The 17,842-nt window shown below is 67.3% G+C and carries 19 protein-coding genes; 10 read left to right on the top strand and 9 right to left on the bottom strand.

Going from position 1 to position 17,842, the window contains the following annotated elements; genetic code table 11:
• Positions 1-321 precede the first annotated feature (321 nt).
• Positions 322-1,083: a TM2 domain-containing protein gene (locus D6T63_RS15135; RefSeq protein WP_120149895.1), complete on the top strand. Its 762-nt coding sequence runs from the start codon at positions 322-324 to the stop codon at positions 1,081-1,083.
• Positions 1,084-1,120: 37 nt separating this feature from the next.
• On the opposite strand, the gene D6T63_RS15130 is transcribed toward D6T63_RS15135, so the two are convergent.
• Together D6T63_RS15130 and D6T63_RS15125 are read right to left on the bottom strand one after the other, a co-directional pair.
• Positions 1,121-1,780: a LytR C-terminal domain-containing protein gene (locus D6T63_RS15130; protein WP_120149894.1), complete on the bottom strand. Its 660-nt coding sequence runs from the start codon at positions 1,778-1,780 to the stop codon at positions 1,121-1,123.
• 42 nt (positions 1,781-1,822) lie between these two features.
• Positions 1,823-2,128, bottom strand: a complete 306-nt coding sequence (locus D6T63_RS15125) for a DUF3263 domain-containing protein (RefSeq protein ID WP_120149893.1) — start codon at positions 2,126-2,128, stop codon at positions 1,823-1,825.
• A gap of 118 nt (positions 2,129-2,246) precedes the next feature.
• Here D6T63_RS15125 and D6T63_RS15120 point away from each other — a divergent pair, with 118 nt between their 5' ends.
• Entirely contained in the window at positions 2,247-3,077 is an 831-nt protein-coding gene (locus tag D6T63_RS15120) for a uracil-DNA glycosylase (RefSeq protein WP_120149892.1), read from the top strand.
• Between the two features lie 126 nt (positions 3,078-3,203).
• Here D6T63_RS15120 and D6T63_RS15115 read toward each other — a convergent pair whose 3' ends face one another.
• Together D6T63_RS15115 and D6T63_RS15110 are read right to left on the bottom strand one after the other, a co-directional pair.
• Positions 3,204-4,769: a threonine/serine exporter family protein gene (locus D6T63_RS15115; protein ID WP_120149973.1), complete on the bottom strand. Its 1,566-nt coding sequence runs from the start codon at positions 4,767-4,769 to the stop codon at positions 3,204-3,206.
• 166 nt (positions 4,770-4,935) lie between these two features.
• The gene (locus D6T63_RS15110; RefSeq protein WP_120149891.1) at positions 4,936-6,009 is read right to left on the bottom strand and encodes a lipid II:glycine glycyltransferase FemX; all 1,074 of its coding nucleotides are present in this window, start codon (positions 6,007-6,009) and stop codon (positions 4,936-4,938) included.
• Between the two features lie 148 nt (positions 6,010-6,157).
• Between D6T63_RS15110 and D6T63_RS15105 the strand changes: the two genes are divergently transcribed.
• From D6T63_RS15105 to D6T63_RS15090, 4 genes are all read left to right on the top strand, one after another.
• Entirely contained in the window at positions 6,158-7,162 is a 1,005-nt protein-coding gene (locus D6T63_RS15105) for an aldo/keto reductase family protein (protein ID WP_120149890.1), read from the top strand.
• Positions 7,162-8,016, top strand: coding sequence for an NAD-dependent epimerase/dehydratase family protein (locus D6T63_RS15100; protein ID WP_120149889.1), 855 nt, complete (start codon positions 7,162-7,164; stop codon positions 8,014-8,016). The genes D6T63_RS15105 and D6T63_RS15100 overlap by 1 nt, the downstream gene beginning before the upstream one ends.
• 104 nt (positions 8,017-8,120) lie before the next feature.
• Positions 8,121-8,588 carry a hypothetical protein gene (locus D6T63_RS15095; RefSeq protein ID WP_120149888.1) on the top strand — a complete coding sequence of 156 codons (468 nt, stop codon included), beginning with the start codon at positions 8,121-8,123 and terminating at the stop codon, positions 8,586-8,588.
• A 226-nt stretch (positions 8,589-8,814) separates the two neighbouring features.
• Positions 8,815-9,906 (top strand): alkene reductase, encoded by a 1,092-nt coding sequence (locus D6T63_RS15090; protein WP_120149887.1) that lies wholly within the window; start codon positions 8,815-8,817, stop codon positions 9,904-9,906.
• Positions 9,907-9,953: 47 nt separating this feature from the next.
• Here D6T63_RS15090 and D6T63_RS15085 read toward each other — a convergent pair whose 3' ends face one another.
• Complete coding sequence (locus D6T63_RS15085) at positions 9,954-10,466, bottom strand: hypothetical protein (protein ID WP_120149886.1); 513 nt, start codon at positions 10,464-10,466, stop codon at positions 9,954-9,956.
• 124 nt (positions 10,467-10,590) lie between these two features.
• On the opposite strand from D6T63_RS15085, the gene D6T63_RS19300 reads away from it, so the two are divergent.
• Positions 10,591-10,740 carry a hypothetical protein gene (locus D6T63_RS19300; RefSeq protein ID WP_182977033.1) on the top strand — a complete coding sequence of 50 codons (150 nt, stop codon included), beginning with the start codon at positions 10,591-10,593 and terminating at the stop codon, positions 10,738-10,740.
• A 137-nt stretch (positions 10,741-10,877) separates the two neighbouring features.
• Here the strand turns inward: D6T63_RS19300 and D6T63_RS15080 are convergent, their stop codons facing one another.
• Positions 10,878-11,087 carry a hypothetical protein gene (locus tag D6T63_RS15080; RefSeq protein ID WP_147394394.1) on the bottom strand — a complete coding sequence of 70 codons (210 nt, stop codon included), beginning with the start codon at positions 11,085-11,087 and terminating at the stop codon, positions 10,878-10,880.
• A gap of 173 nt (positions 11,088-11,260) precedes the next feature.
• Between D6T63_RS15080 and D6T63_RS15075 the strand changes: the two genes are divergently transcribed.
• The 3 genes from D6T63_RS15075 to D6T63_RS15065 all read left to right on the top strand — a co-directional run bounded on the left by D6T63_RS15075 (position 11,261) and on the right by D6T63_RS15065 (position 16,014).
• A complete protein-coding gene (locus tag D6T63_RS15075) occupies positions 11,261-12,415 on the top strand; it encodes a baeRF2 domain-containing protein (protein ID WP_120149884.1) in 1,155 nt (384 codons plus the stop codon).
• Between the two features lie 5 nt (positions 12,416-12,420).
• Positions 12,421-14,247 (top strand): thiamine pyrophosphate-requiring protein, encoded by a 1,827-nt coding sequence (locus D6T63_RS15070; protein ID WP_120149883.1) that lies wholly within the window; start codon positions 12,421-12,423, stop codon positions 14,245-14,247.
• A 105-nt stretch (positions 14,248-14,352) separates the two neighbouring features.
• Positions 14,353-16,014 (top strand): catalase, encoded by a 1,662-nt coding sequence (locus D6T63_RS15065; RefSeq protein ID WP_120149882.1) that lies wholly within the window; start codon positions 14,353-14,355, stop codon positions 16,012-16,014.
• A 34-nt stretch (positions 16,015-16,048) separates the two neighbouring features.
• Here D6T63_RS15065 and D6T63_RS19000 read toward each other — a convergent pair whose 3' ends face one another.
• The 3 genes from D6T63_RS19000 to D6T63_RS15055 form a co-directional block, all read right to left on the bottom strand.
• Positions 16,049-16,321 (bottom strand): hypothetical protein, encoded by a 273-nt coding sequence (locus D6T63_RS19000; RefSeq protein ID WP_147394393.1) that lies wholly within the window; start codon positions 16,319-16,321, stop codon positions 16,049-16,051.
• An 85-nt stretch (positions 16,322-16,406) separates the two neighbouring features.
• Positions 16,407-17,312 (bottom strand): SDR family NAD(P)-dependent oxidoreductase, encoded by a 906-nt coding sequence (locus D6T63_RS15060; protein ID WP_120149881.1) that lies wholly within the window; start codon positions 17,310-17,312, stop codon positions 16,407-16,409.
• Between the two features lie 95 nt (positions 17,313-17,407).
• Complete coding sequence (locus tag D6T63_RS15055) at positions 17,408-17,788, bottom strand: SPFH domain-containing protein (RefSeq protein ID WP_147394392.1); 381 nt, start codon at positions 17,786-17,788, stop codon at positions 17,408-17,410.
• Between the last annotated feature and the right edge of the window lie 54 nt (positions 17,789-17,842).

Here is a 17,842-nt window from a genome sequence, read left to right as displayed (position 1 = left end):
CGGGGACGGTTGCATTTCAGCACATGATGCTTGCCTGCGTGTGGTGCCCGCGACGGCCGGGCAGCGCCTGAACGATCTCTTTCACGTTCCGGCTCCACCCCCACCACAGAGGTTTGCCTGCTTCACCCACCACGCACAGCTTTAGCAGTCTGCGCGCGCGAGTGCTAACTCAATAATTAGCACTCCCACCCACTGAGTGCAACCTGTTGCAGCGCGTCCGGGCACCTCCTCCCCAGAAGGATCGGGCACGATCAGTGCCCGCCATGGCGCCGATTCCCCTCAGGGCATAGGTTGGGCGGACCACAAGCAACAGGAGGCATCGTGTCGACGCCAGCAACCGGCCCTGACAGCGGAAACCACGACGAGCAGGGCATGGGAGGCAAACCCGTCGGAGACGATCACCACACCCCCGCACCCGAGGCGGACGCAACGAGTACGGACGGATCCGGGGCTACCCCCGCGAACCCGTATACCCCGCCTTACTCCGCTACCCCGCCCTCGTCTCCCGAGGACTCCGCGGATCCGGGCACCCCTGGCGAGGGCGCTCCCGGCCAGGGTGGGGACGACGCCCGCAGCGGGCAGGGGCAAAGCACCTACGGACATGGCAACTATGGCGGAGGGTACGGACAGGGCACGTCAGGTCGGGGCAGCTACGGCCCCTCTGCCGATGCGCACAGTCCCTACCAGCCGAACCAGTATCCATCGCCGCCCTCCCACCAGGGACCGTACTTCCAAGGCCAGTACCCACAGGGCCAGTATCAGCAGTCGCCCTCCGCTCAGGGTCCTTACAATCAGGGCGGGTACAACCAGGGGCCCTTCGGGCAGCCCTACGCTCCCCAGAAATCACGCGTGGTGGCGGGCATCCTCGGCATCCTGCTGGGATCCCTCGGAATCCACCGGTTCTACCTCGGCTTCACCACCATCGGCATCATCCAGATCCTCATGTCGACGGTGGGAGCGATCTTCACCTTCGGCCTGAGCGCCATCGCTGCGGGTATCTGGGGACTGATCGAGGGCATCATGATCCTTGTCGGGACCGAGCAGTTCCGGAGGGACGCGAAAGGTATCCCGCTGAAGGACTGACGGCAGACCTCGGTTCGTCACCGGCAGAGAGCCGGGGCTACTGGAACTCGGGGCCGAGCACTACGGAGATGTCCGGCGAGATGTCCGGGTTGTCGACGGAGTCCGCGATCCCGAGATCCGCTGCCACAGCCTCGGCACTGGCACGCTGCGCCTCGCCGTTGTAGAAGACCACCGAGGAGTCGAGAGGGGCGCCCGCCCAGTTGCCGGGAAGCGCGGAGCTCCAGCCCGCGGATTCCAGACGCCCGGCCGCAACACTGGCCAGGCCCGGCGCGCCGGTACCGTTGAGCACATTCACGGTCTGGGCGAGGTCCGCGTCCCCCGCGGGGTCCGCGCCGCTGGACGCCGTCGGCTCATTGTCCGGTTCCTTCGTGGAACCGTCATCGGGCCCGCTCGTGGAGCTCGCACTCGAGTCCGGGGCTGCCTCGGCCGATGCCGGGGGATCCGCCGTCCCTCCGGCCGGCGACCCGTCGGTGCTCGAGGAGGCTGAGGTCATGGAAGCACCGTCGCCACCGGCGAAGAGGCCCAGGCGCGGGAGGATGAAGTAGGCACCCAGGCCGATCAGCAGGGCCAGGATCCCGACAGTGATCTTGAGCGCGAGGCCGCTTGACGAAGCGGGGACGAGCCGCTCGCGGTGGACACCCTGGCGCGCCGAAGCCTCCGGGACCTTGTCGAACTCGTCCCGCGGATGGTCTGTCATGGGTGAGGGGAGATCCTTCGTTCGTCGAGGGTGCGGGCAGGTCTAGATGTCCGCGCCGAGACGGCGCGCCGAGCGGGCCTTCTGGCGGGTCGATCGCAGGCGACGCAGCCTCTTCACGAGCATCGGATCGTGTGCGAGCGCTGCTTCCGTGTCGATGAGCGCATTGAGCAGCTGGTAGTAGTGCGTGGCAGACATGTTGAACAGGTCGCGGATCGCCTGTTCCTTGGCGCCCGAGTACTTCCACCATTCGCGCTCGAGTGCGAGCATGCGCTGCTCGCGGTCGCCCAACGCCAGCCTTGGATCCTGTCCGGAAGCCGGACCGTCTACATGCCGCTGTGGTTCCGCCATGTCCGCTCCCCGCCTTCCGTTCTTCGCCTTCTCGCACACGTGTCACCCCATGGTAGAGGGGAATTACACGCCTGTCATTCGTGGTAAACCCCGCGATCCGGCACGTCAGAATGGGGGCATGGTCCACGACGACGGCGCACTCTTCGATCTTCCTGCAACACTCCCCGACAGGGCCTCCGACCGCCGAGCCGGCCCACCGGGAAGGCCGGGGAACACTGCTCCCTCACCCAACGAGTCGGTCTTCCCGTTCGCGGCACCCGCCCCGATCGGTGATCTGGTCAGCCCCGATTGGGCCGCAGCACTAGAGCCGGTCGAGCCCGTCCTGCATCAGCTCGCAGCGTCCCTCGCCTCCGACCTCGACGCGGGTCACCGCATCCTGCCCGATGCCCGGCACATCCTGCGGGCTTTCACCACACCGCTCGACAGGGTTCGGGTGGTCATCGTGGGCCAGGATCCGTATCCGACCGCCGGCCACGCGGTCGGCCTGAGCTTCTCCGTCCATCCCTCGACGCGGCCGATCCCCCGCAGCCTCGCCAACATCTACCGCGAGCTGTCGTCCGACACGGGCTCCCCCGTACCGCCGTCGGGCGATCTCTCCGGATGGGCGGAACAGGGCGTACTCCTCCTCAACCGCGTGCTGACGGTCCGCGCCGGCGAGACCGCATCGCACCGGGGCCGGGGGTGGGAACTCGTGACGGACGCGGCCATCCGGGCACTCGTGGCTCGGGGCGGTCCCCTCGTCGCCATCCTGTGGGGGAAGGATGCTCTCCGCCTGAAGCCCCTGCTGGGCACCACGCCGACGGTCGAGTCCGTGCACCCGAGCCCGCTCTCGGCCTCACGCGGCTTCTTCGGGTCGCGGCCCTTCAGCCGTGCCAACGCGTTGCTGGTGCAGCAGGGCGCCGATCCCATCGACTGGTCGAGGACCTCGGCCGGTCCTGGCGCGGCGTAGGCGCGTGACGAACAGGCGCGGCAGCACATCACCCGACCGGGAGGAGGACCGGTGGCCGCTGCCATCAACAGAACCACGGCGCAGAGCCCCCGGCACAGCAGTGCGAGCCGTCGGACACCGGCGTCCCTAGCGCCGCCGGTTCCGCTGTCTCTCGTCGGAACTGAGCCTGCGTGTAAAGGGTCGGGCGAGGTTGTCACCGAGCACCACTCCCGCCGCGATCGCGAGCACCACGGTCAGCGCGTTGAAGAGCCCCAGGGCGCCGTCGTTCACCACCTCGGAGTCGAGGGTGAGCATGTACATGGATCGGAAGATGGTCAGCCCCGGGTAGAGGAACAGCACCGCGGGTACGGCGACGACGAGCTGTGGAGCCCCGAGGCGCAGGGCGACCACGCGGGAGAGCGCCCCGATCAGGATGGCGGCGAGGGCCGGGGCGAGCCGATACCCGACTCCCGCGGCCGTGGCACTGATCAGGAGCAGGTACCCCGCGACGGCGACGAGCGACGTCGGGATCACCAGCTTCACGTCCGTCTGCTCGGCGATACAAATCATTGCCACGGCGATGAAGGTCAGCACGGCCACCACCGGCCACGGATACTGCGAGCCCGATGACTCGAGGACCTCGAGGGGCGGTATGCCCAGCGCGTTCCCTGCCACGAGGGCGACGGCGATACCGGCGACCAGCGCCGCGAAGATCAGGACAGCCGAGAGGAAGCGGCCAGCAGCTGTGACCGGGAACCCATTGATGGCGTCCTGTGTGGCCGACACGAGCCGACCCGTCGGCAGGAGCAGGAGGATGCCACCCACCACCACGAGCGCGGGGGCGATCGGTACCTGCATCCACCAGAACATCATGGCGATCAGGGTCACGAGGACCGAGCAGGTGGCCACGGCGAAGAACTCCGGGACACGCCACTCGCCGAGTTTGCGGCCCACCAGGTCCACCAGGATGCAACTCACGAAGCCGATGAGTGATCCGAGCGGCGTTCCGCCGACGAAGGCGACGATGGCCGCAGCGAAGATGCCGAAGGCCGCGGTCACCATCCAGCGCGGGAAGGGTTTGGGTCGGTGCGTTATCTCGTCGAGCCGTTGCGCGGCCTCAATCCGTGAGACGCCACCGCCGGCGATGTCCGACACGAGCCGATGGATGGCCGTGAGCCCGGCGTAGTTGTTGGTCCAGGAACGCACCACGCGCAGGACCGTTGTCGGAGTCTGATCCTTGGCCGAGTAGTTCAGCACCACCGACTGGTTCGTGATGTCCACTTCGATGTTCTCCAGTCCGAAGGCAGCCGTCACGGCGATGATGCTCGTCTCCACCTCGAGCGCACCCGCTCCGTATCGGAACATGGTCTCGGCCAGGTTGAGGGCGAAGTCGAGCGCCTTGCGAGCGCTCGCGTCGGGGCCGCCCACGTGCATCATGGGGTTTGCGTAGGGACTTCCCGCCAGGCGTTCGACGATGCTCATCGCCTGGGTCGGTGGAGCCTCCCCCTGCACCAGCCGGCGCAGCATGGTGCGGGCCGCGGCGTTGGAACGACCGGACGGTGGAACGCTGTGCGGGGTGGTCGGCAGCGCATCGGTAGGGCGGGACGCTGGTCGTCGCTGGCGACCCTGCTGTGCTGCCTTCGGCTCCGCCTTCGGGCGTTTCGGCGGGGCCGGTACCCGCGGGCCCTTACCTCCACCGGCAGCGCCCGCCATCTTCTTCTTCTCGTTCTCGGACGGATCGAAGGGACGCTTGATCACGGGCAGGGCCTCCGCCACGGGCGAAGGGTTGGTGGAAGGCGATCGGCCGTCCCCAGGTGTGGAACCGTCTTTCACAGCCGCCTTTCATGCGTGCTTCACCGCGGCAGTCCGCGATGGTAGGTCAGTAGAACGGCTGGTGGGTGCGCCGCCAGTGCACCTGGCGCGCAACACGTTCAGCGATCGTGTTCCACACACGATACTTCCAGCCGCTGACCACGAGGTCGTAGCAGCCGGCATAGTCCGTGACGGTCTTGGTGAAGCTCGTCTTGAACAGCCCGAGCCCGTGGTGCGGGTGGTTCGTGTCCTTGAGCTGGTCGCTCGGCGGGGTGCCGCAGAAGTCGTACTCGACAATCCCGAACTCGTCCTTGAGATCGTTGATGGCTGTCCATTGGACGAGGTGCGAGTCGCCGTACTGGGTACGGCCGGGACGCGACCCACCGTCCTTGTACGTGCCCTTCGAGCCGTAGTTGATGACGAACGCGCCGACCGAGGGCTGACCGTCCTCATGGACGAAGTAGAAGCGGCCCTGGCCTGCGTCCACGAAGTTCTGCCAGAAGCGGCTGTAGTACTCGAACGAGCGCATGCGGGCGGCGGATCGGTCTTCGATGTGCGACATCAGCGAGTACATGGCGCGGAACGTTTCTTCGGTCGGCTCCATGCGCTGGACCTCGACGCCCTCGCGGATAGCCCTGCGGACCGCATTGCGCCCGCGGGAGTGCAGGTTCCGCAGCAACTGGTTGGACTCCGGCGTCGTGTCCAGGATGGCCGTGCTGTCATTGGGCTGCAAATTGAAGGTCTTGACGAGTCCGGCCGAGCGAAAGGCCTCGCGCACCTCGGGGCCGTCGACGAGGTCCGGTTCGACCTTGATGGCGAAGACACTGTGCTTCTGGCGCCGCGCGAGGTCGGCGACCGCCTGCGCCGCTGCGGGCACGTGGGCCGCCTCGGTGACTGCCGGGCCCTTGATGAGGTACCACAGCGCCCCGATCAGGGGCACCTTCTTCTCGAGGATGAGCGTGTGGCTGGTGTACCCGCCGCCCTCGATCACCACGAACCTCGGCCTCCAGCCGTGGTGGGACTTGACCTCCGCGAACGCTGCGGATTGGAGCATGTTGCCCCCGCCGGGGTTCGCCGTGACGAGCGAATCCCAGTCCTGCTGCTCTGTCCCGGTGGCGAAACGAGCGCTGAAGTGGACCAAGATTCCTCATTCACGGGTGGGCGGCAACGGAAGGACGCCCTCAAGTCTAGCGGCTGCGCATCACCCTCCCGCGTAGCATGGCAGGAATGTTGCCTGAGTGAACGGGTTGCCCTGTACTCGCCTGATCAGGGTGGTTAGCATCAGGATCATGGACTTCAGATATCTCGGAAACAGCGGACTCAAAATCTCGGAAATCACCTACGGCAACTGGCTGACGCACGGCTCCCAGGTCGAGAACGACGTCGCCACACAGTGCGTCCGCGCCGCGCTCGATGTCGGCATCACCACGTTCGACACCGCTGACGTCTATGCCAACACGGCTGCGGAGACCGTCCTCGGAGAGGCGCTGAAGGGCGAGCGCCGCCAGTCGCTCGAAATCTTCACGAAGGTCTGGGGGCCCACCGGGCCCAAGGGCCCCAACGACGTCGGACTCTCGCGCAAGCACATCATGGAGTCCATCGACGGGTCGCTGCAACGCCTGCAGACCGACTACGTGGACCTCTACCAGGCCCACCGGTACGACTACGAGACGCCCCTGGAGGAGACGATGCAGGCGTTCGCCGACATCGTGCGCCAGGGCAAGGCCCTGTACATCGGTGTCAGTGAGTGGACCGCCCAGCAGATCCGCGACGGGCACGCCCTCGCCAGGGACCTCGGCTTCCAGCTCATCTCGAACCAGCCCCAGTACTCGATGCTGTGGCGCGTCATCGAGGGCGAGGTCGTGCCGACGTCGGAGGAACTCGGCCTCTCGCAGATCGTCTGGTCCCCTGTGGCCCAGGGCGTCCTGACCGGTAAGTACTTGCCGGGCCAGCAGCCTGAACAGGGCACCCGAGCCTCGGACGACAAGGGTGGCGCCGACATGATCAAGCGCTGGATGAGCGATGACGTCCTTTCCGGCGTCCAGAAACTGGCGCCCATCGCCGACGGCGTAGGTCTCACCATGGCGCAGCTCTCCATCGCCTGGGTGCTGCAGAACAGGAACGTCGCCTCTGCGATCATCGGGGCGTCACGGCCGGAGCAGGTGGAGTCGAACGCCGTCGCCGCCGGTGTGAAGCTCGAGGACGACGTCATGAAGGCGATCGACGACGCGATCGGCGACCTCGCCGAGACCGACGTGGCGAAGACCGTCTCGCCCGAGACGCGCCCCGTCTGATGGCGGACCTCACAGTCGCGGTCACCGGATCGAACGGCAAGCTGGGGCGCAGCGTGGTGCGCGGACTGCGCGGCGCCGGCCACACCGTCCTCGAGCTGGATCAGTTCGGGGAACGCAGCCCGTCCTTCCTCCGGGTCGACCTGCGCGACTACGGGCAGGTGATCGATGCCCTCCTCGGCGTCGACGACATGCACACCGGACTCGACGCCGTCGTGCATCTGGGCGCCATCCCGGCCCCCGGTCTCCAGGCGGACTCGGCGACCTTCCACAACAACATGGCGGCCACCTACAACGTCTTCCAGGCATGCAGGCGGGCAGGCATCAAGCGAATCGTCTACGCCTCGAGCGAGACGGTGCTCGGCCTGCCCTTCGACACCCCTCCGCCCTACATTCCGGTGGACGAGGAGTACGCGGCCCGGCCCGAGAGCACCTACTCCCTCGTCAAGCACCTCGAGGAGCAACTCGCGATCGAGCTGGCCCGCTGGGACCCGGAGCTGAGCATCACGGCGCTGCGGTTCTCGAACGTCATGGATCCGGAGGACTACGCCGAGTTTCCGGCCTTCGATGCCGATGCCCTGGCCCGCAAGTGGAATCTGTGGGGCTACATCGATGGGCGTGACGGCGCACAGGCCGTGGAGCGCGCCCTGCAGAACGCGGCGCCCGGCTTCGACCGTTTCATCATCGCGGCAGCGGACACGGTGATGAGCCGCCCAAGTGCCGAACTGGCCACCGAGGTCTTTCCCGGAGTCCGGGTGACGCGGAAAGTGGGCCGGCACGAGACCCTCCTGTCCATCGACAGGGCCCGTCGCCTCCTCGGATTCGAACCCATGCACAGCTGGCGTGACCACGCCTAGACGGGCCGAATCCTGCCCGGGTGACGGCGCCGACTGTCGCCCGGGCAGGATCATCAGTAGGCTGATGATCCAAGGATGCACAGCACCGACGAAAGGCAGAGAAGATGACAGAGAACCTTCCCGATGAGGAACTGACCATCGTGGGCGAGGAGCCCGAGGTGCCTAATGATTCGCTTGCTCCCGAAGCCTTCGACCCGGTCCTCGAGGGCCAGCCGGACAGCTACGAGGATGCGGCTGAGCTCAACCCGGACCGCTGGCAGGAGGATCCACTCCTGCAGGACGAGCCCGGCGCCACCGAGACGGGCGACGACGAGAGCGACTTCGACGAGAACGGCGTCTCCGGCGTCGGTGAGGAAGGCGTCCTCAGCGACCAGACCCTCCGCGAGGAGACGGCCGAGGCCCGCTACCGGCATGGGGACGAGCAGTATCCTCCGGAGGAGCCGATGCTCGGCGAAGCCGCGGCGGACGTCGACTTCGGCATGATGGAGGACGACGAGGTCGATGCCAGCGATGATCCGGCGAATCGCGGCGGATCGCCGCTCAACGCCATGGACGAACAGGACATCAAGTAACGTCCGTCGCCGTCCCTCCGCTGCAGAAGCCCCGGGTCCAGCCCGGGGCTTCGTCATGTCTGCACCCGGCCACGCCAGGGTGCCGCCGCCCGGATGCCACGTGGCTCGGGCCGCACGCGCGCCTGATCGGCTACGTGACACCGAACACAGCCGGAATAGCACCCGGTGGCGCCCGGTTACCGAACAGTAGAACCGGCTCGCACCCCGATCAGGAAAGTAGGAACATATGAAACTGTTCTCCCCCCTCACGCTCGGCACACTGGAACTGCCCAACCGCGTCGTCATGGCGCCCCTGACCCGCGTCCGCTCCGGCGATGCCGGTATCCCCGGCGACATCGTCGTCGAGCACTACCGCCAGCGCGCCTCCCTTGGCCTGATCATCAGCGAGGGAACCTACCCGAGCCACGCCGGACAGGGCTTCCCCGGCCAGCCCGGCCTCGTCGAGGACGAGCAGCTCGCCGGCTGGAAGCGAGTCACCGATGCCGTGCATGCCGACGGCGGCCGCATCGTGGCGCAGGTCATGCATGCGGGTCGCGTGACCCACCCCGAGACCAACGGTGGCTACCAGGTGGTCGCTCCAAGCGCCATCGCCATCGCCGGCACCACGCGCACCAGCACAGGGAAGCACCCGTATCCCGTCCCCCATGCCCTCAGCACCGATGAACTCCCGGGAATCATCGACGAGTTCGTGACCGCCTCACGGAAGGCGATCGACGTCGCAGGATTCGACGGTGTCGAACTGCACGGCGCCAACGGTTACCTGCTGCACGAGTTCCTCTCGCCGGAATCGAACCAGCGCGACGACGCCTACGGAGGATCCCCGGAGAAGCGGGCGCAGTTCGTGATCGAACTCGTCACTGCGGTGGCCGCGGAGGTGGGGGCCGAGAAGGTGGGTCTTCGCATCTCCCCGGCCCACAACATCCAGGACGCCCTCGAGACCGAAGCCACCGATGTGCACGCCACCTACGGCACGCTGGTGGATGCGCTCGCACCGCTCGGCCTCGCCTATCTCAGCGTCCTCCACGCCGAGCCGACCGGTGAGCTCATCCAGGATCTCCGCTCGCGCTTCGGTGGCCCCGTCCTGATCAACAGCGGCTTCGGCGTCATCACGAACCGCGAGGAAGCCATCGCCATCCTCGAGGACGGCGTGGGCGATGCCGTCGTCGTCGGAAGGCCCGCTATCGCCAACCCGGACCTTGCACGTCGCTGGCGCGAGAACCTGCCGGAGAACGAGCCGAATGCGGCAACCTTTTACTCCACCGGAGCCGAGGGTTATACCGACTATCCGTTCTACGACGGTTCGGCTGACGCCAACTAGGCTTCGCCACGTCCCGACCGTCCTGCTGCACGAGGAAGGCGCTCCCATCACGTGATGGGAGCGCCTTCCTCGCTTCGCTGGACCTGGGGGCGACGGCGGACGGAGAGCCACCCGATCACGGATTGTCGCTGCAGGACGGCCCAGCCGACGAGGAGCGCCACCGCCAGGTGTGCGTGCAGCATGAGCATCAACTCCGGGGAGTGCCCCCGGGGCGCTGCCGTTCCGATCGGGACATCACCGCCATGATGTCCGTCCGCACCGGGAACAGTCGACGACGGCGCATCCGCCAGTCCGCCGAGGAGCCAGTGAAGCACCTGCTGGGCTACACCGAGGACGAGCATCACGGCCCAGCCCGGAAGCCTGCCGTGCGACACGAGGGTGGCGGCCAGGACGGCCAGTGCGGCCAGCCCGAACAGGATCGGCGTATCCGGTAGATCGCCTCCGGACACCACGTGGGCAGCGAGGCCCAGTCCCAACGACGCCAGCCCCACCGCAGCCGACGAGAGAATACGTCGCGAGCGCCCGTCGACCCGGCACTCCGTGACGCTCTCGCTCTCCATGCCTCGATGGTAATCATGCTGACGATGCCGCGTCACCCAGGGGTTGCGGGTTATGCCTGCGATGACAGATCCGTACACTGACGATAAGGGAGCTTACTTTCCCTTGAACCGAAAGGACGAGTGCATGTCAGAGAAGCCGAGTGACGACGAACGCCACCACAACGAAGCCCCTGCCGAGGGCGACCTCGACGCCGATCCGGAGGACATCAGGGTGCACACCGAGGATCCCGCCGAGGGCGCTGATCCCGCTGACTCGAACGGCTCGGGGAACTAGCACCCGCCAGCCGGTCCGGTAGCACCGGGCCCGATAGCACCGCACGAGGGAAGCGTCGGCCGATGGCCGGCGCTTCCCTGCTTGACCGTCATCCGCTGATCCGCCGAAGGAGTTGCCCGTCCGGATCAGCAATGCCGTCAGCGGGTGCCTTCGACGACCTCGCCGAACGGCACCTCCTGCGACAGTTCGGCCTGGCGATCCAGGGCGTGGCTGCTGACGAGGATTCCGTACTTCCCCTCGGCGAGGGACTGCTTCATGACCATGAGCACCGTCTCGGCGAAACCCTCGTCCTGGGCCTCGAGGAACGTGATGTATGCGGGCGGGAAATTCTCGGGAACTGTGAGCATGCCGTCCACGCTACCTGCCGCCACCCACGCGTGCCGAGGCTTTTTCAAGCCCGGTGACGACTCCATGAATCCTTCTCAGCGGCTCGCTCCGGGTGATAGACCATAAGTGTCCTTAGTATTCCGGCGCGGCGCCTGCACCGGATGAACCAGCACTTATACGACAGGGGATCTTCGTGACGAACCTACTCAGAGACCATGCCCAGCTCTTCGACTCTCCTGGACCATGGACCACCATCTACGTGGATGGCAGCACCGGCACCGTGGACGGCCTGGCCAACGACGAGATCCTTCCGCGCAGCGTCGCCCAGGAGATGAAGGACGCCGGCGCCCCGGAGCAGGACGTGGAGGCGGCGCTCAGAGCGCTCAGCACGTCCGCGAAGGGACTCCCCGATCCCGTGACGCGCTACGTCCTGGTGAACGACGGGACGGCCGTCGTCGACGAGTTCCTGCCCGGCGCCCTCGTGGGCCTCGCGGTGACAGCCACCGGACCCATCCCGGATCTCACCCCGCTGGTACGCCATACCCCCGAGGACTTTGCCTACATCGTCGCCGAGGTAGGGCACCACGGCGGCGAGGTGTACCTTCGTTTCGCCGACGGGGACGAGGCCCACATCACCTCCGGTGATCCGGATTCCGTGATCGAGGGAGACACCGACCACACCCGCAAGCTCGGCAGTGGTGGCTGGGCACACAAGCGCATGCAGCAGCATGCGGAAAAGGTCTGGAAGATGAATGCCGGCGAGGTCGCGTCGGAGATCGACCGCATCGCAGCCGAACACCGTGCACAGCTGATCATCGTCGCCGGTGACATCCGCGCCCGCCAACTGGTGGCCGACGAGGTCTCGCATGAGTCCCGGGCCAAGCTCAGCATCATCGAATCCAACACGCGGGCGGCCGGCGCGGATGAGGAGACCTTCCTCGAGCAGGTCCAGCAGCTCGTCGCCCTGACCATGGCGGACCGCCAGCGCGCTCTGCTGGAACGGCTCGCCGAGAAGGAGGGCCGCGGGACGCGGACGTCCGCCGTCGGCCGCGGTGCGGTGATCGCCGCCCTGCAGCAGGCACAGGTCGAATCCCTCCTCCTCGAGACGACGGCGTGGGACGGCGAGACGCTTCTGGCCCTCGACTCCGCTCCCTGGGTTGCACTGTCCGAGGCGGACACCGCAGGAACCGGCGTGCTGGGCACGGTGCCGGCGGTGGCCGGCCTGCTCAGGGCAGCCGCACTCACCGATGCGCAGGTCACCATGTACCCCTCGGGTGCGTTGCAGGAGAAGCCCATCGCAGCCCTCCTGCGCTGGCCCACCGGCCCAGACGTACCGGCTGCGGGCTAGGCGCGATGGCAGAGGACGCGGAGCAGGACGTGGCAGAGGACGCGGGCTCCGTAGCCGACTTCGTGGTCCGCCACCTGACAGCCTGGCGGGTGGACAGGATCTTCGGCTACAGCGGGGACGGTATCAATCCCCTCCTCGGTGCTCTGCGTCGGGCCGGGAAGCCTGCCTTCATCCAGGCCCGCCATGAGGAGGCAGCAGCCTTCATGGCGGTGGCGCATGCCAAGTACACGGGCCGGGTAGGCGTCGTGACGGCCACGCAGGGCCCCGGCGCTGTGCATCTGCTGAACGGGCTGTACGACGCACGGATGGACAGCGTGCCCGTCGTCGCTGTCATCGGCCAGCAGAGTCGGACCGTCCTCGGCTCGGGCTACCAGCAGGAGATCGACCTGCACAGCCTCTTCAAGGACGTCGCCTCCGCGTTCCTCCAGCAGGTCTCCGACCCGGAGCAGCTACCCCTGGTCCTGGACCGCGCCTTCAAGGCCGCACTTGCCACACGATCGCCCGCCGTCGTGATCCTGCCGCACGATGTCCAACAGGCACCGGCACCCGAGACGCCTCACGAGCACGGAGTGGTGCCGTCGTCGCCCGTCTGGTCCCTGGGTACTGTCGCTCCTCGCGAGGGCGACCTGCACGACGCCGCAGCCCTCCTGAATGGGGGACAGAAGGTTGCACTGCTGGTGGGCCAGGGCGCAGCACACGCACAGCAGGAGGTCGTCGCCATCGCCGAACGGCTGGGGGCCGGCATCACCACGAGCCTGCTCGGCAAGCCCTTCGTGGACGAATCCCTCCCCTACGCCACCGGCACCATGGGCCATCTCGGTACCACCGCGAGCGCGCACCTCATGGACACGTGCGACACCCTGCTGATCATCGGCTCCAACGACCCGTGGACCGAGTACTACCCGGCACCCGGTCAGGCGCGCGCCGTACAGATCGACATCGACCCGAAGGCGATCGGCAACCGGTACCCGGTCGAGGTCGCACTGCATGGCGACGCCGCCGCGACACTCAGTTCCCTGCTGGTCCTGCTGCACCGACAGCAGGACCATTCGTACCGCACCGAGGTCGAGGAGCAGGTGGACCGGTGGCACCGCATCGCCGCAGAGCGTGCCATGACCCCGGCCGAGCCCGTGAACCCCGAGCGCGTGGTGCACGAACTGAACGCCGTGCTGCCGCATGACGCGCAGGTCGCGGTCGACGTCGGCAGTTGCGTGTACTGGTACGCACGCCAGCTCCGGCTGCCGCGCGGAGTGCCGGCCCACCTCTCCAGCACCCTTGGCTGCATGGGTGCAGGCGTTCCCTACGGCATCGCCGCGAAACTCGCCCGGCCCGAACGCCCCGTCGTCGTGCTCGCCGGCGACGGCGCCATGCAGATGGCCGGGCTTGCCGAGCTCGTCACTGTCGCCCGGCTGTGGCAGGGCTGGACCGATCCCCGGTTCATCGTCTGCGTCCTCTCCAACCAGGACCTCGCAGAGGTCTCGTGGGAGCAGCGTGAGATGGAGGGCGAGCCGAGATTCGGGGACAGCCAGGCACTGCCCGACGTCGACATCGCGGCATACGCGCGCCTGCTGGGCCTCGAGGGCGTGCGGATCGAGGACCCCGACGACCTCGCGGACGCATGGCGGCGGGCCCTCGCGGCGGACCGCCCGTTCATCCTCGACGTCGTGACGGATCCGAACGTGCCGCTCCTGCCGCCCTTCCCGGCAGGGGCCGCGAAGCTCGAGGCCATGCAGGAGGCGCTCGCAGTGGAACGGAACAGCAGCGGGGCGGAACTCCTGCGTCGCTACGCGCACATCGAGGACGGCAAGGGCTCCCTGCCGACCGAACACTAAGGTTGCTGTCCACCTCCGCCTTCGGTAGCGTCGAGGGCGGACGTGGGGCCACCTGGTCGTCCCACGCTGCCCCAGGAACCCAGAGCCCGCTGCGAGGAGAAACCCATGACCGATGTCGCCAGCCAGCCACCCGCCGAGGGCGATGACCGCTCCGTCCTGACGAACCGCCAGGGCCACCAGGTCTACGACAACCAGAATTCCCGCACGGTGGGGGCCCGCGGCCCAGCCACCCTGGAGAACTACCAGCTCCTGGAGAAGATCAGCCACTTCGACCGGGAGCGCATCCCGGAGCGTGTGGTGCATGCACGCGGGTTCGTGGCCTACGGCGATTTCGAGGCGACCGGTACGTGGGGTGACGAGCCGATCGCCCGGTACACCCGCGCGAAGCTGTTCTCCGAGCCCGGCAAGAAGACCGACGTCGCCATCCGTTTCTCGACCGTCATCGGAGGCCGCGACTCCTCCGAGGCCGCGCGCGACCCCCGCGGCTTCGCTGTCAAGTTCTACACCGAGGACGGCAACTGGGACATGGTGGGCAACAACCTCGCGGTGTTCTTCATCCGCGATGCCATCAAGTTCCCGGACGTCATCCACGCGCTGAAGCCGGACCCCATCACCTTCCGGCAGGAACCGGGCCGCATCTTCGACTTCATGTCCCAGACGCCCGAGTCCATGCACATGCTCGTAAATCTCTTCAGTCCCCGCGGCATCCCGGCGGACTATCGCCATATGCAGGGCTTCGGCGTCAACACCTACAAGTGGGTGAACGCCGACGGCGGAACGAAGCTCGTCAAATACACGTGGCAGCCGCACCAGGGCGTGAAGAGCCTCACCGAGGAGGACGCCGCCAACATCCAGGCGACGGAGCTCGGACACGCCTCGAAGGACCTGTTCGAGGCTATCGAGCGCGCTGACTACCCGAAGTGGGACCTGTACGTGCAGCTGATGGACGACGGCGACCACCCCGAACTCGACTTCGATCCGCTCGACGACACCAAGACGTGGCCCGAGCAGGACTTCGAACCGAAGTTGGTCGGCACCATGACGCTGAACCGCAACGTCAGCGACCACCACAACGAGAACGAGCAGCTCTCCTTCGGTACGGGGGTGCTCGTCGATGGATTGGACTTCTCGGACGACAAGATGCTGGTGGGCCGTACCTTCAGCTACAGCGACGCCCAGCGCTACCGCGTGGGACCGAACTACCTGCAGCTGCCCGTCAATTCGGCGAAGAACGCCTCCGTACACACGAACCAGCGCGGCGGCCAGATGTCCTACGGGACGGACCTGGCGCAGGGGCAGAACCCGCACGTGAACTACGAACCCTCGATCACCGGCGGGCTGCGTGAAGGGCAGTACCCCGCTCATGACGACCAGGGCCCGGAGATCCACGGACACCTGACTCGGAAGCGGATCCCACTGACCAACGACTACCTGCAGGCGGGCCAGCGCTACCAGCTGCTCGAGCAGTGGGAGAAGGACGACCTCGTCGGCAACTTCGTGACGCTGATCGGCCAGGCCGCGCGCGCCGTGCAGGAACGCATGGTGTGGCACTTCTACCTGGTCGACGACGAACTGGGGAACCGCGTCGGCGACGGCCTGGGCATCGGTCTCGACGAGATCAAGGATCTGCCGCCGCTCGCGAGCCAGACCCTGTCCGAGGACGAGCTCGCCCGCCTGAAGAACCTCGGCAACAACGGACCACGCGACGTCGAGGGCCTGACCATGACGCACTGCGTGCCGAACGAGCACGTCGTCGTCAGCCGGTAGACAGGCCGGACCACTCAGGGAAAGGCGTCGGGGCCTAGCGCCGGCGCCTTTCCGCTGCGTTCCTGCTCAGCTGGGCCACTGCGGCTGCTGCGATGACGAGCGACAGCGCGACGACGACGAGCATCAGGTACAGCATCACGAGCGTGGTCATGGGCGAGGTTGCAGAATGGAGGATCCGCAACCCGCCGAGCAGCCCCACAGCCCAGAACAACCCGACCCCTGCCAATGCGTAGGCTGCACGCCTCGGACCACGATTGAAACCCATACTCCGGGCGCACTGCGCGAGGAGGCCTTGCCATTGATCCATGTTTCCATCATCGGGGGGACCGGCCCGGCCCGATGTCGGCAGCCCAGGTCGTGTCGCTCACATTGACAGGGCGCCGAGCTCGTGGTCAGCGGCCCGGGGTACGGCGCAGCCAGGGCAGCAGCCGCCAGCCACCGGTCACCCCCGTCACTTGCCGGTCGGCCTCGAACACGTTACCCGGTGATATCGGCAGCGATCCGCTCTTCAGGGCCATGGCCAAGTAGGCGCGGGCGATGACCGGCTCGTACAGCGCGGGGGCCAGGGCCCGGGCGTAGACGAACATCGACTGCACCCGCCCCACCTGTGTGAGCCGCCGGGGCCGCCGCGAGACCCGGACGATTGCACGGGCCACCCGCACCGGGTCCGTGACCGGCGGCAGGGGGCGGACCGGCCTACCCGTGAAGTTGGCGGCGTGCTGGTGGATGGGCGTGTCGATCGTTGCCGGGAGAACCGCGCAGACGTGGATGCCGGGGACGTCCCGCAGTTCCATGCGCAGCACCTCGAGGAAACCGAGGAGTCCGAACTTGCTGGTGACATAGGGACTCACGAGGGGGGACGTGATACGCGAGTAGACCGAGGCCACCGACACGAGGACGCCTCGCCCCTGGCTGCGGAAGACGCGGAGCGCCGCCCGAGCCCCGTAGACCTGCCCCAACAGGTTCACCGCGATGAGCCGGTCGAAGACCTCGGAGGGTGTCTGCTCGAAGGTTCCGAAGCTGTAGAGGGAGGCATTGCCCACCCACACGTCGATACGCCCGAACCGCTCGATCGCAGCCTCGGCGAGGCGGTCGACGTCGGCCTCGGAGGAGACATCCGTCCGCACGGAGATCGCTGTGGCGCCCCTGCCACGGCATTCCGCCGCAACAGCCTCGAGCGTTCCCTCGTCCCGACCTGCGAGGACGAGTTGAGCGCCGTCCTTGGCGAAGAGGCGTGCCGTCGCGCGTCCGATCCCGCTCGATGCGCCCGTGATGACCACGGTCACCGCATCACCCATCACCCTGCCCCCTGGTCGGACTGTCCGGATGATCGTTCCACAGCTCTCATTCGAGTCCTCGGCGGGGATGCGGGATCGTCAGGCGTAGGAGCCGGTCAGTGACCGCTCCGCCGGTCCTTGTCCGTCGTCACGTCCGGATCGAGCGTGTCCGCCTGTTCGACGTGGTGGGTCACTTTCTCCCGCAGCCCCTGGGCATCCGTCTGGCGCTCCTGGGCCTGCTGCCGAAGCCTCTCGGCCTCGAGTTCGGCCTGCTGCGCCTCTGCATCGGCCATCGAGGCCTTGGCTTCGCGCTCGCGCGCTTCGAGTTCCGTGGCCTTCGCCTTCTCGCGCATCTCAGCCGCGCGATGTCGATCCTTGTCCTGCTGGCGCTTGCGCTGGGCGGCACCGCGCTTGCGCGCGAGAAGCATCACGACGGCGATGACAGCCAGGAGGACGACAATCCCGACGATGATCCACACCACTTGACTTGTTTCCACTTCTGGCTCCCTCACTCGTCGACGGCGACGGGCCGCCGGACTCATTACTAAGCG

Origin of the sequence: Arthrobacter cheniae (genome assembly GCF_003602275.1) — a bacterium.
In the GTDB taxonomy this organism is placed as follows: domain Bacteria; phylum Actinomycetota; class Actinomycetes; order Actinomycetales; family Micrococcaceae; genus Arthrobacter_D; species Arthrobacter_D cheniae.
The sequence above is the reverse complement of the archived record's forward strand: the minus strand, read 5'-3'. Positions and strand labels throughout refer to the sequence as shown.